Origin of the sequence: Burkholderia sp. S171 (assembly GCF_009766085.1) — a bacterium.
In the GTDB taxonomy this organism is placed as follows: Bacteria; Pseudomonadota; Gammaproteobacteria; order Burkholderiales; family Burkholderiaceae; genus Caballeronia.
In genome coordinates this window covers 467-14,258 of sequence record NZ_LMUF01000003.1, presented here as the reverse complement: position 1 = coordinate 14,258, position 13,792 = coordinate 467, and the positions used below count along the sequence as shown (strand labels likewise).

Below are 13,792 nucleotides of genomic sequence, written 5' to 3'. Positions count from 1 at the left end.
TTCCCATTCATAGGTGCCCCAAAAGCACGGTGCTCGCTAGAGCAACGAATGTTTGAACCCCTCCTTCTCGCGAATCCTGACATAGACACGCTTCGCCACCAGTGCTCTCGGGCAAGCACCCTTGCCAAGGAACCCGCACGACATCACGCATATTTGAAATTTCGTTTTTTAGTCGGTTGGCTGAATGGTCCACACCGAGGTCCGGCCTGAGTGGTCTCTGCTGAGTGGTCTCTGCTGAGTGGTCTCTGCTGAGTGGTCTCTGCTGAGTGGTCTCTGCTGAGTGGTCTCTGCTGAGTGGTCTCTGCTAAGTGGTTCGGGCTGAGTGGTTCGGGCTGAGTGGTTCGGGCTGAGTGGTTCGGGCTGAGTGGTTCGGGCTGAGTGGTTCGGGCTGAGTGGTTCAGGCCAAGTGGTTGGCGCTAAGTGGTTGGCAAGACTATCAGCGTGCACCACGGGGCCGCACGTTTATTTGCTGTTTCTTTTTGTAGGTTGTATGTGTGGTCTGCGTGCTTGCGGCCTCACGCATTTTTACGGCTTGGTTTCTTAGTGGGTTGGCGATGTGGTTCGTCGTGCGTAATGATTTGGTGGATGGTTCACGCGGATAGCGCGGGGTGCCCCTTGGGCGGATTCAGTCACTGGTGGCGAAGCGTGTCAAAACCAGTGTTCGGAGAAGGAGGGTTTCACACATCCTTCGCTCTGGCGAGCACTGTGCTTTTGGGGCACCTATGAATCAAAACTGCACGCTGTGGACACTTAGGGTAGAGCGGTTAAAAGCGTTTTCTTTGCTTCGTTTCTTTGTCGCTTTGGACAAAGAAATGACGGGCGCCACGCACAGTGGCTAATAGTGATAAAGAGAAAATCCGAGTCATGCAGACCACTAAGGCCGAAAGCACCAACCCGGCATTGACCCCAACCGCTGGCCCTGGAACCCGCCACCCCGATCCTGACCCTACCCTTCCCCTGCCCCCAACCGCTAAACCCCAAACCACCTAACCGCCCCGTCACCCTTCAAAAACACCCACTGGCACCCAAAGATCAACTACCGACCGAGCGCCAGCGAATAACCACCAAAAACCCCAAAACCGAGTGCGAACGGAAACCCTATGGCTAATTCATTTCCCGACAAGTTACTCCCGGGCGCGGCTTACCCGCTCGGAGCCAACTGGGACGGTTTAGGCGTCAACTTTGCAGTGTTCTCAGCGAACGCACACAAAATCGAAGTCTGTCTCTTCGATACCACCGGCCGCAAGGAGCTCGCCCGCTTCGAACTGCCGGAATGCACCGATGAAATCTGGCACGGATACCTCCCCGGCGCACACCCCGGCACGGTCTACGGTTTCCGCGCCCATGGCCCCTACCAGCCACATCAAGGCCATCGCTTCAATCCCCACAAACTCCTCCTCGACCCCTACGCGAAGAAACTCGTCGGCCAATGGCGCTGGTCCGACGCACTGTTCGGCTATCGCGTGCATTCGAACCGCCTCGACCTTTCAATGGACCGACGCGATTCCGCCCCCGCCACCCCCAAATGCGTCGTCACCGACGACGCCTTCGACTGGTCCCGCGACACACGCCCGAACGTCCCCTGGGGCGAAACCGTCATCTACGAAACGCACGTGCGCGGCACCTCCATGCTGCGCCAGGACATCCGCCAGCACGAACGCGGCTCGTTTTCAGCACTGTCATCGCCGTGGTTCATCGAACACTTGCAGAAGCTCGGCGTGACCGCAGTCGAATTTCTGCCCGTACACGCCTTTCTCAACGACCGCTTCCTCGTCGAACGCAGTCTCAAGAATTACTGGGGCTACAACACCGCCGCGTTCTTCGCACCCGAACCGTCCTACCTGTCAACCAACCGTCTGAACGAAATGCGCATCGCCGTGCGCCGGCTACACGCAGCGGGTATCGAAGTGATTCTCGACGTGGTCTACAACCACACATGCGAAGGCAACGAACTCGGGCCGACGGTGTCGTGGCGCGGCCTCGATAACGCCAGCTACTACCGCCTGATTCCCGGAGACGAACGCCGCTATATCAACGAGACCGGGTGCGGCAATACGGTGAACCTGTCGCATCCGCGCGTCCTGCAGATGGTCATGGACTCGCTGCGATACTGGGCAACGGCGTTCAATATCGATGGCTTCCGCTTCGATCTCGGCGTCACGTTAGGCCGTGAAGGCCACGGTTTCGACCCGGGTTCCGGTTTCTTCGACGCCATCCGCCAGGACCCGATCCTCAACACGCGCAAGATGATTTCCGAACCGTGGGATATCGGCCCGGACGGTTATCAGGTCGGCAACCACCCGCCAGGATTCGCCGAATGGAACGATAAATTCCGCGATGGCATTCGCCGCTTCTGGCGCGGTGACGCCGGCGTGCGCCCGGATCTCGCCGCGCGCCTGACCGGCTCCGCCGAGCTGTTTCACCGGCGCATGCGCAAGCCGTGGGCATCGGTGAATTTTGTCGCTTCGCACGACGGTTTCACAGTCGCGGACGTGACGGCCTACGAGCAGAAACACAACGAATTGAATAAGGAAGGCAACAACGACGGCCACAACGAAAACTGCAGCTCAAACTGGGGCGAAGAAGGCCCGACCGATGACCCCGATATCCTCGAAACCCGCGGCCGCGTGGCGCGCGCGCTGATCGCAACGAACCTGCTGTCGCTCGGCACGCCCATGCTGCTCGCCGGCGACGAATTCGGCCGCACGCAACGCGGCAACAACAACGCGTATTGCCAGGACAACGAGATTTCGTGGATCGACTGGGCGCAGGCGGATTCGCCCGCCGGCCGCACGATGACGGAGTTCGTCGCCCGCGTCATCGCGCTGCGCAAAAACTACCCGCTGCTGCGGGAAATGCGCTTTCTCCAAGGTGATCGCGAAGTGTTGCCCGGTCTCTACGACGTCAGCTGGTTCGACGAAAGCGGCGCGGCGCTGACGATCGACGCATGGCAGGATCCCGAGGGACGGGCGCTGACGCTGCGTCGCGCGGGACCCGGTCTGAACGGGGAAGTCGATGTCATGCTGATCATGATGAATGGATCATCGCAAGCGCTGAATTTCTCCGCGCCCGCGCCGCACTTGGAATGGAATGTGCTCATGGATAGCGCTGTGCCCGACGCGCTGCAGTACCCCCTGATTGGCGGGGAACTGGAGGTGCAGCCGCACAGCGTAGCCGTGCTGCTCGCGCAGCCAACCGGCGAAGCCGACTGGCAGGCTGTATGGATGGCCGGCGCCCACGAAGGGCCGCGGCTTCTGACGGCGTTGCCGCCGGACCCGGGCACGATCGGACCGCGACGGACAGCGGAACCCTGGAAAACGCCCATACCTGAGCACGCGCCGCCCGCAAAGGAGGAAAATTGAACGGGTCAAAGACGGCTTTAAGAGGCATAAAGACGTCAACAATCACCGGGCAGGTTCCAAGCCAAGCAACTGACCAAGCGCACTGAAGGCACACACATCATGTCCGAAACCCCAATCGATCCGCACAAGCGTCACCATGCCTATTGTCTGCCCTTCGGCGCTCATCTCACCGACGCCGGACACACGCGTTATCGCTTCTGGGCACCCTCGCTGAAAGCGGTGCAACTGGAGCTCTACCCCACTGAAGAGGGTGCGGCCGCCACACTCACTGATATGACCTCCACCGGCGACGGCTGGTTCGAAACGCTGGCCGAAGGCGGCGCGGGCACGCGCTATCGATATCGGATCAATGCGGATCTGGCGGTGCCCGACCCGGCCTCCCGTTTCCAGCCCGACGACGTCCACGGTCCGAGCGAAGTGATCGACCCGCGTGCGTATCGTTGGGAAAACACAAACTGGCACGGCCGGCCGTGGGAAGAAACGGTGCTTTACGAAGTGCACGTAGGCGCGCTGGGCGGTTATGCCGGCGTGACCCGCCGCCTGAAGGAGTTCGCGCACCTCGGCGTGACGGCTATTGAACTGATGCCGCTCAACGACTTCAGCGGCAGCCGCAATTGGGGTTACGACGGCGTGCTCCCCTACGCGCCCGATTCGGCCTACGGCACGCCCGATGAACTGAAGACGCTCATCGACACCGCGCATGGCCTTGGACTGATGGTCTTCCTCGACGTGGTCTATAACCATTTCGGACCTGACGGCAACTATCTGAGCGCGTACGCCAAGTCGTTTTTCCGTGAGGGCATGAATACGCCGTGGGGCCCGGCGATCGATTTCGAACGTCCGCAAGTGCGCGACTTTTTCTTCGACAACGCGCTGTACTGGCTCAAGGAATATCGCTTCGATGGCCTGCGCCTCGACGCCGTCCACGCCATCAACGACGACGAATGGTTGCGCGAGTTGTCGGATCGCGTGCGTTCGTCGGTGGAACCGTTGAGGCACGTGCATCTGGTGCTGGAGAACGAGCACAACACGTCGAATTTGCTCGAATCGCATTTCAACGCGCAATGGAGCGACGACTCACACAACACGCTGCACGTCCTGCTAACCGGCGAAGACGAGAGTTACTACAGCGCCTACAGCGACCAGCCGATCCAGAAGCTCGCGCGCGTGCTGAGCGAAGGCTTCGTGTATCAAGGCGAGCCCTCGCCCATCCATGACGGCAAGCCGCGCGGCGAACCGAGCGCTCACTTGCCGCCTACGGCGTTCGTGATGTTTTTGCAGAACCACGATCAGGTCGGCAACCGTGCAATGGGCGACCGCTTGCGCGCGTTGTGCAGAGAAGACGCGCTCTATGCCGCAACCGGCCTGATGCTCCTCACACCGCAAATCCCGATGCTGTTCATGGACGAGCAGTACGGTTCCACACAGCCCTTCCTGTTCTTCACCGACTATCACGACGAACTGGCCGACGCCGTGCGCGAAGGGCGTCGCCGAGAATTTGCGAAGTTCTCCGCCTTCACCGACGAAAAGCGCCGCGCCCAGATTCCCGATCCGAACGCCATCGAGACGTTCAGGATGTCGTCGCCCGATGAAAACAAGCATCCCGCCGATCACAACGACTGGCTGCATTTCTATCGCTCGGCGCTGGCGGTGCGCACCAAACTGCTGATGCCGCATCTGAGGGGAGCAAAGGCGCTCGGCGCCAAGGTGATCGGAGAGAAAGCCGTGCTGGCAAACTGGCGGCTCGGCGATGGCAGTACCTATTCCGTCGCACTCAATCTGGGCAAGCAAACCGTTCCACTCACAGACCATCCGCCGGGCCAGGTTGTCTTCGAAACACCGGCCCGGGCTCGCGACGCAGCGGATCGTGGCGAGTTGGGCGCAGAGACTTTTATCGCGTGGCTGACGGGCGATTTCGCCGATGCCGCGTTCAATCACGACGCACGCCGCGTCAAAGCTTCGGGGAAAACCTCGTGAGCACGACCATCAATACCCCGGCTACGCCGGATAAAACGCCCAGCCCTGTTGAGGCGCTCGCCACCAAGGCCGGTTTCGAGGTCGAGTGGCAAGACGCGCACAAGCAGATCCAGCGCGTGCCGGAAGAGACGCTGAAAGTGTTGCTGGAACGCCTCGGCCTGCCCTGCGGCAATCCGACGCAACTCAAGCAGAGCACGGCAACGCTCGATGCCGAATTGTCCGGGCGCAAGTTGCCGCCGCTGATGACCGCGGAGATCGATCGCGCCATTTCCCTGCCGATGGCAGCCGTGAAAACAGGCGCGAGATATCGGATAGAACTGGAAAGCGGTGCGGTGATCGACGGGCGGTTTACATCGCCGAAAGGGGCCACCGCCTTGCTCTCGCCGATCTCCGAGCCGGGTTATCACACGCTCGTGATCAACGAGCAGCGCACGACGCTCGCGGTGGCGCCGGCGCGCTGCTACACCGTCGACGACGCCTGGCGCGCGCTCGAACCTGACACGCAAGCGACCGCGCCGATGTGGGGCATCGCCGCGCAGGTGTACGGCCTGCGGCGCGCAGGCGATGGCGGTGTGGGCGATTTCTCCGCGCTCGCGACGCTTGCATCCGAAAGCGCGCAGCGCGGCAGTCATGCAATCGCGATCAGCCCGATGCACGCCATGTTCAGCGCAGAGCCGAATAAGTTCAGCCCGTACTCGCCTTCATCGCGCTTGTTCCTGAACATCGCGCACATTGATCCGGCGGCGGTGCTGGGCGTGGAAGCGGCGCAGGCGGCCATAAAAACAGCCGGTGTCGCCGATGAATCCGCCGAACTCGAAGCGCTGCAGCTGATCGACTGGCCGCGCGTGGTGACGGCGAAACTGGCCGTGCTGCGCGCGCTGTTCGCGCAGTTCCAGACGCAAGTCAGTGCTCACGAAAACGACATGCTGCACAAGGATTTCACCCGCTTCGTGAAACGTGGCGGACGCCCACTGGAAGACCACGCTCGCTTCGAGGCACTCCAGGCAGCGCAATTAATTGAAGCCAACGAAGGCCATTGGCGCAATTGGGCCGGTGAACTACGCGATCCGCGCAGCGCCGCTGTCGCGGAATTCGCCGCCGCGCATAAAAACGAGGTCGATTTTTTCCTCTTTGCGCAATGGCTCGCGGCCAAAGGCTTGTCGCATGCACAGCACGTCGCACGCGACTCTGGCATGGCGATCGGTCTAATTGCCGATCTGGCCGTAGGCTGCGACAGTGCGGGCAGCCACGCCTGGTCGTATCGTGATGAAATGCTGCAAGGCGTATCCGTTGGCGCGCCGCCAGACCTGTTCAACCAGGCCGGACAATCGTGGGGCCTCACCACGTTCTCTCCCCGTGCTATGCGGACACAGGGATTCTCAGCATTTATCGATATGCTGCGTGCCGCGTTCACGCTCGCGGGCGGCATTCGTATCGATCACATTCTCGGCTTGCGGCGTCTCTGGCTCGTACCCGATGGCGAAAGCGCGAAGAACGGCGCGTACTTGCGATATCCGCTCGACGACCTGTTGCGGCTGATCGCGCTCGAGTCGTGGCGGCATAAAGCTATTGTGATCGGCGAGGATCTGGGCACGGTTCCGCCCGGCTTCCGCGAACGCTTGCAGGAACACGGTCTGCTCGGCATCCGCGTGCTCTGGTTCGAACGCGCGGAAAAAGGCCCGGGCTTCAAGGCGCCCGCCGACTGGGATCACGACGTGGCCGCGACCACCACCACGCATGATCTGCCTACAGTCACCGGCTGGTGGATCGGCGAGGACATTGTGTGGCGCGCGAAGATCGGGCAGACGGCCGCACGAGCCGACGGGCAAGATCCCGTCGAAATCGCGCAGACCGAACGCGGCGAGGATCGTAAATTGCTGTGGTCTGCGTTTCAGGAAGCGGGTGTCGCCGCGCCCGATGTTACGGTGGCCGCCGACATCTCCCCGCACACCGCGCCGGTAGACGAAGCGCTCGCGTTCGTGGCATCCACGCCCGCGCCGCTCGCGATTTACCCGCTGGAAGATTTGCTGGCGCTTGCCGAGATGCCGAACCTGCCCGGTTCCATCGACGAGCATCCGAACTGGCGCCGGCGGCTGGCTGTACCCGTATCTGAACTTTTCGACGACGATTCGTTCGTCGACCGCCTGCTTGCTGTCGATCAGGCCCGGAAAAAATCCGCCCAGACGAAGGCGGCCACGCATAACGCTTCACCCACCGACTGAGACCATGACCGTTCCACGCTCCACGCTGCGGCTGCAGCTTCACAAGGATTTCACCTTCGACGACGCCGCGCGCCAGGTCGATTACATGGCCGCGCTCGGAATCAGCCACGCGTATTTATCGCCGATCACGACCGCGACCCGCGGCTCGACGCACGGCTACGACACGGTCGACTACACCCGCGTCAATCCGGAACTCGGTGGCGAGGAGGGCTTGAGGCGTTTCGTCGAGAAGCTGCGGGCGCACGAGATGGGCGTGATCGTGGACGTGGTGCCGAACCACATGGGCGTAGGTGGTTCGGAAAACCTCTGGTGGATGGACATCCTCGAATGGGGACGCCACGCGGCGCATGCGCGCTATTTCGACATCGACTGGCATTCGCCTGACCCCGCGCTGCGCGGCAAAGTGCTCGCGCCGTTCCTGGGCGCGGCGTATGGCGAGGAATTGCAAGGCGGCAAGATCAAGCTGGTCTTCGACGCCGATCAGGGGCGCTTCAAGATCGAGTACTACACGCACACGTTCCCGGTGAGTCCGCTCGACTTCACATCAGTGCTGCAGGACTACGCGCCCGAGATGGCGCAGCGCTTCACGGGGCTGTCCACGCAACCCGGCGACCAGCCGCGCGCCGACGAAGCGCGGGCGGCTTTGAAAGAGTACGCGGCAACGGCCGAGGGCAAGCGCGCTATCGACACCGCCGTGCAAGCGCATTCCGGCGATAACCCCGTCGGCCGCGACCGTTTGCATCGGCTGCTGGAACGTCAGCATTATCGGCTCGCCTGGTGGCGCACCGCCGCGGACGAAGTGAACTGGCGGCGTTTCTTCGATGTCAGCACGCTCGGCGGAATGCGCGTCGAGCGCCCCGAAGTATTCGAGTCATCGCATGCGCTGATTTTCAAGCTGTTTACCGAAGGGCTGATCGACGGCGTGCGAATCGATCACGTCGATGGCCTCGCCGAACCGCGTGAATATTGCCAGCGCTTGCGCGGCCGGCTGGAAGAACTCGCGGAACACCGGCCGGAGAATCTAAAGCAGGACCGCACGTATTTTGTTATCGAAAAAATCCTCGCGCGCGGCGAACCCGTGCGTGACGACTGGCGTATTGACGGCACCACCGGCTACGACTTCATGAACGACGTCGGCGCGTTGCTGCACGATCCGCGCGGCGCCGAACCGCTGGCAAAAAGCTGGGCCGAATTGTCTGGACGTCCAGCGGACTTTGCCGTCGAAGCCGAAGCCGCGCGCCGCAAGATCCTGTCCGAGAACTTGTCCGCCGAACTCGATCGCGTCGCGCGAGCGTTGCATCGGATCGCACGCGATACCCCCGTCACTCGCGACTTCACGTATTCATCGTTGCGACGGGTTGTGGCTGAGCTCGTGGTGCACTTCCCCGTGTACCGGATTTACCCCGTCGGTGGCCAGCGCAGCGAAGAAGATGAGCGCTTTTTCTCGCACGCTTATCAAGGCGCCAAGGCCGCGCTGGCACCCGCCGATTTTGTCATCCTCGATCAGATCGCGCAGTGGCTCGGTGGTCCGGGCGGTGACGATGCCGTGGAAGAAAAACCGCGTGAACGCGAGCGCTTGCTCGATCGCGGCCGGGATCGTGATCGGGATCGTCAGTCCGCCTCCAGCGCGCCCAATCAGAACCTGCAAGCGAACAGCGCCGGCTCGAACTCTAGCGGTTCACATCGACGCAACGCACAAACTCTGTTCTCCCAACTTACTTCGCCGGTGGCCGCCAAGGCGATCGAAGACACCGCGTGTTATCGATACGGCCGGCTGATCTCGCGCAACGAAGTGGGCGCCGATCCGGGCGAGTTTTCGTTGTCAGTTGATGCATTCCACGCGGGCAATCTCGAACGCGCCAAGCGCTTCCCGAACGCGATGCTCAACACCGCGACGCACGATCACAAACGCGGCGAAGACGTGCGCGCGCGGATCGCGGGATTGAGCGAGATTCCCGATGAATGGGCCGCGACATTGCGAAGCTGGTCGACGTTGAACACGCCGCAACGGCGGCCGCTGAACGGCGATGAACACGACTGGGCACCGGGCGCGGCCGCTGAAGCCATGCTGTATCAGACGCTGGTCGGCTGCTGGCCGCCGACGCTTTCCCCCGACGACGCCGATGGCGTGAAAGCACTCGCCGAACGCGTGAGCGCGTGGCAGTTGAAGGCGCTGCGTGAAGCCAAGTTGCGCACGAGCTGGTTCGCTCCCGATGAAGCGTACGAGAATGCATGCCGCGATTTTCTCTTCGATATCCTCGCGCCTCAACGTCGCGATGGTTTTCTCGGCGAGTTGCCGGCATTCGTGGAGCGCGTCGCGCGGACCGGGGCGATCAATAGTTTTCAGCAGACGTTGTTGCGGTTGACATCGCCGGGCGTGCCGGATCTTTATCAGGGCACCGAACTATGGGATTTCAGTCTCGTCGATCCCGATAACCGGCGACCCGTCGACTTCGAGCAACGGCGCGTGTGGTTGAGTGAAGGCGAGGCTGAAGGCGCGCCATCGGAGCAATTGAAGAACTGGCACGATGGCCGCGTGAAGCTGGGTATTGTGCGGCGCTCGCTGGCGTTGCGCGCACATGCGCATTCGCTATTCGAGAAAGGCGCTTACGTGCCGCTGAAGGTGGAAGGCGCGCACGCGGATAGCGTGATTGCGTTTGCGCGGCATGCGGGCAGCGCGTACGCGGTGGTGATCGCGACACGGCTGGCCGACTCGCTGCTGACTGAGAATAATACCGGCCTGCCGCTGGTCGATGCCGCTCATTGGGGCGATACAGCAGTGCTTTTGCCGGAAGCGCTGGCTTCACGTGCGTTGTTCGACTGGCTGAGCCCGAACGCGCCGAAGTCGGATGGGCAGCGCTTGTTCATGCGCGACGCGTTGGCGTCGATGCCGGTGGCATTGCTGATGGAGGAAGGGGTGCCGCGAGTTTGACGTGGCTTATCAAGGCCCAAAGGCGGAGTGAAAAATCACTCCGCTTCCAGCGCCACCTCTTCATGCGGATACACGCGCACAAGTACGATGCGTGGCCCGTTCATCTTCTTCACCACGATATCGAAGCGATCGAAGCCGACCCGTTGCCCTTCGCTCGGCAGATCGCCCAGCGCATTGATCACGAGTCCGCCGACCGATTCAGCCTGCCCCTCGTCGATATCAATCCCTAAAGCCCGTTCCAGCGACACCACCGGCAAGCTGCCCTTGCCCATCAGCGTGCCGTCGTCCATGCGCGACCAGTCTGCATCGCCTTGACGGAACTCGTCGTGAATCTGGCCAACCAGCGCGCCGAGCAGGTTATCGAGCGTCAGGAATCCTATTGGTTTCTGGCCCTTGCGCCCGACCAGCGCGAAATGCGGCGCGCCCTTGCGAAAGCGGCGGAACAGTTCCAGCGCCGATAGATTGCCCGCCACGTATTGCACCGGCCGCACATGCCGGGCCAGTTCATCCTGCTCCGTGTCCTGCCGGGTCAGGCCTTGCAGCAGACCGCGCCCGGCGCCATTGCGTGCGAGCAGCAGGTCCTTCAAGTGAATCATGCCAAGCACGCGTTCGCCGGAGGCATCGGCGAAAAGGGGATAGCGGCTGAAGCGGTGACGCGCGATCACCTGCATGTTGTCGCGCATGGGCACGTCGTTGCGCAGGCCGACCATTTCGTGGTTCGGGCGCATCAGGTCCGAGACCGTCATGCGGCTGAAATCGAGCGAATGGGCGATGGTGTTCCACTCATCCGCGTTATAGGAAGATCCCGGAGACCCGGCAGCCCCACCAGACCCGCCCGCCCCGATTGCGTCCGGCAACGCAGTTGTGGATGCTCCGCTCAGGCGCCGGCCACGCAGGATCAACTTGAGTTCGTCGGTGGAATAGTGAGCGTCGCCGCCATGTCCCGTTCCGAGTCCGAACAATCGCAGCACGAAATTCGCGCTCGAATTCAGCACCCAGATGAACGGATACATTGCCCAATAAAAACCATAGAGCGGCATGGCGACCCACAGGCCGACTTGTTCCGCGCGCCGGATCGCCCACGATTTCGGCGCAAGCTCACCGACCACAATATGCAGGAATGAAATACATGAGAACGCGAAGAACAGCGAGACGGCGTCAATCAGCTTGACCGATTCGATACCCGCAAGTGCGAACAGCGGGTGCAACAACGCGGCGAATGCCGGTTCGCCGAGCCAGCCAAGCCCGAGCGACGCCAGCGTGATACCGAGCTGACACGCGGACAAATAAGCGTCGAGCTTGCCGTGGACCTTGGCCAGCAAACGGCCCGGCAAACCGTTCGACCGGGCGATTGCCTGAACGCGCGTGGCGCGCAGTTTGACGAGTCCGAACTCGGCCGCGACGAAAAACCCGTTCAACGCGACGAGCAACAATGCACCAATTAGCGCGACAACCTGATTCAAAGCAACCTGCTCCGCAAATGAAACCGCCAGTATAGAGGTGCAAGCTGACCGAAAGTTAAATCAGGTCGCGCTCAACGGCACGCGAAACCTGAGCGCAACGGTGGCGCCATCGGCGAAATCGTCGTGTTCAAACGTGCCGCCGTGCGCTTCGGCCACGCGTTTGCACAGGGCGAGCACCCACGCGATACGCGCCGCTTCCCGTGGCAACGTTGCCTGATTGCGGGCAAACGCTTCAAGTACGTGGGGCGCTTCGGGATCCAAAAGCGCTTTCTTCGATGCCGTGAACGTGGCGACCGCGCTGAACGCACCGCCTTCCACCGTGCCGTTCAACACCACCTTCGACCCCGCCGCGCTCGCCTCGGTGGCGAACGCGAGCATCAGCCAGAGCGCTTGGGCGAGACGTTCGCCGTCGGCGCTGATCTGCTCTTCCACGAGTGCGGATTCAACGTGCAGCGTCACCTCCCGTGCGCTTGCCAGGCTCGCGCGTGCCTCCCATGCGCTTTGCTCCATCAGGTGACGTAGCGCGATCGGCGCGTGGTCAAGCGCGAGCGTTTTGGTCTCGGCGCGGGTGGTATCGATGAATTGCTCGATCAGCTTCACCTGCTGTTCAACGCCGGAACGAATCCCGGCGAGTGCGCGTTGGGCGGCGGCATCGGCGGTATCGACCTTGCGCTCCAGCACGTAACCCCAGCTATGGATGGCGTTCAGCGGCCCGCGCAGATCATGCGACACCACGCCGAGCACGTGATCGCGCATGAACAACGCCGCTTCGGCACGCAGATGCGCGGTGCGCTCGTCGGCATCGGCTTGTGGCGGCTGGGTTTGCGTCGATAACCCCAGGACTTCGGGGCTGCTCGGCGAAACGATCAGCGACACGGTATCGGCCCGGCCGATGCTGCCGGGCAGCGCGAGGATCGCGAACGCACGCGATCTCGATCGCGCGCCCTCTCCCTCGTCGATGGATACCTTCGCGCGCCGGACGCCGCCGGCAGCGAACGCGGCGTCCGCAGCTTCGGCGAGCACGGCGATCAGAGGCTTGGGTAGGGCGGTATCGGCGAGAGCGCGGCCTTCGAATGCGCTCGCGTCGAGATCGAACAGATGTGCAAAGACAGTATCGGCTGACAGACAGCGTTGCGCGGTATCCAGAACAAGCACGCCGTCCGTGCCCGCGACCGGCGCTTCAGGACGGGAAGCGCGCCCCGTTTCGACCGTGCCGGAAAAAGACGTTGTCACGATAGGAGATCCTTGAGCGTTGATGAATGCGAGTATCTTGCCCGGTGTTATCGAGATGACAGACCATTATAGGAGAGCGCTTCCGGGCTTTCCGCGTGGGGCTGGCCGCCCCTTCCCCTCCATTTACGAGATATTGCCAAGGCGTGCAGCAAACCTCGTGCACGCTTCGCCGAGTGTAACGATGCCACCCGAAAGCCCTACAATACCGGTTTTAGATCCAGCTGGCGGTGCCGGCATTTACAAGGAGTGTTACATGGCGATCGTGACGACCGACTCAGGGCTCAAGTATGAAGATTTGACGGTAGGTGAAGGTGCTGATGCCGTTGCCGGCAAGTCGGTGAGCGTGCATTACACGGGCTGGCTCACGGACGGCCAGAAATTCGATTCCAGCCACGACCGTAATGATCCGTTCGCTTTTGTGCTTGGCGGCGGGATGGTCATTAAGGGTTGGGATGAGGGTGTGCAGGGGATGAAGGTAGGCGGCAAGCGCAAGCTGACCATTCCGCCGCAACTCGGTTATGGCGTGCGCGGCGCTGGTGGCGTGATTCCGCCGAATGCGACGCTGGTGTTTGAAGTGGAATTGCTGGAAGTTTAAGGTTTATT

General features: G+C 61.9%; 7 protein-coding genes. 5 read left to right on the top strand and 2 right to left on the bottom strand.

Translation table 11 applies throughout. From position 1 onward, the window contains the following. Positions 1 to 1,100 precede the first annotated feature (1,100 nt). From glgX to treY, 4 genes are all read left to right on the top strand, one after another. Positions 1,101 to 3,362 (top strand): glycogen debranching protein GlgX, encoded by a 2,262-nt coding sequence (glgX, locus tag GSQ93_RS00995; protein ID WP_158933836.1) that lies wholly within the window; start codon positions 1,101 to 1,103, stop codon positions 3,360 to 3,362. A gap of 99 nt (positions 3,363 to 3,461) precedes the next feature. Beyond that, the gene (gene treZ, locus GSQ93_RS00990; protein ID WP_158933835.1) at positions 3,462 to 5,339 is read left to right on the top strand and encodes a malto-oligosyltrehalose trehalohydrolase; all 1,878 of its coding nucleotides are present in this window, start codon (positions 3,462 to 3,464) and stop codon (positions 5,337 to 5,339) included. Beyond that, complete coding sequence (gene malQ, locus GSQ93_RS00985) at positions 5,336 to 7,561, top strand: 4-alpha-glucanotransferase (RefSeq protein WP_254073703.1); 2,226 nt, start codon at positions 5,336 to 5,338, stop codon at positions 7,559 to 7,561. Before treZ ends, malQ begins: the two co-directional genes overlap by 4 nt. Before the next feature lie 4 nt (positions 7,562 to 7,565). Beyond that, on the top strand, positions 7,566 to 10,493 hold the full coding sequence (treY, locus tag GSQ93_RS00980) for a malto-oligosyltrehalose synthase (RefSeq protein ID WP_158933834.1): 2,928 nt from the start codon (positions 7,566 to 7,568) through the stop codon (positions 10,491 to 10,493). A 35-nt stretch (positions 10,494 to 10,528) separates the two neighbouring features. Here treY and GSQ93_RS00975 read toward each other — a convergent pair whose 3' ends face one another. Next, positions 10,529 to 11,956: a hemolysin family protein gene (locus GSQ93_RS00975; RefSeq protein ID WP_158933833.1), complete on the bottom strand. Its 1,428-nt coding sequence runs from the start codon at positions 11,954 to 11,956 to the stop codon at positions 10,529 to 10,531. A 60-nt stretch (positions 11,957 to 12,016) separates the two neighbouring features. Continuing rightward, complete coding sequence (locus tag GSQ93_RS00970) at positions 12,017 to 13,189, bottom strand: sensor histidine kinase KdpD (RefSeq protein ID WP_254073702.1); 1,173 nt, start codon at positions 13,187 to 13,189, stop codon at positions 12,017 to 12,019. A 253-nt stretch (positions 13,190 to 13,442) separates the two neighbouring features. Between GSQ93_RS00970 and GSQ93_RS00965 the strand changes: the two genes are divergently transcribed. Beyond that, the gene (locus GSQ93_RS00965; protein ID WP_031362420.1) at positions 13,443 to 13,784 is read left to right on the top strand and encodes an FKBP-type peptidyl-prolyl cis-trans isomerase; all 342 of its coding nucleotides are present in this window, start codon (positions 13,443 to 13,445) and stop codon (positions 13,782 to 13,784) included. Positions 13,785 to 13,792: the final 8 nt, after the last annotated feature.

Excerpts from the sequence above, each read along its gene's own strand:
- treY (WP_158933834.1), top strand. The coding sequence starts at position 7,566 with ATGACCGTTCCACGCTCCACGCTGCGGCTGCAGCTTCACAAGGATTTC.
- glgX (WP_158933836.1), top strand. The coding sequence starts at position 1,101 with ATGGCTAATTCATTTCCCGACAAGTTACTCCCGGGCGCGGCTTACCCG.
- treZ (WP_158933835.1), top strand. The coding sequence starts at position 3,462 with ATGTCCGAAACCCCAATCGATCCGCACAAGCGTCACCATGCCTATTGT.
- GSQ93_RS00965 (WP_031362420.1), top strand. The coding sequence starts at position 13,443 with ATGGCGATCGTGACGACCGACTCAGGGCTCAAGTATGAAGATTTGACG.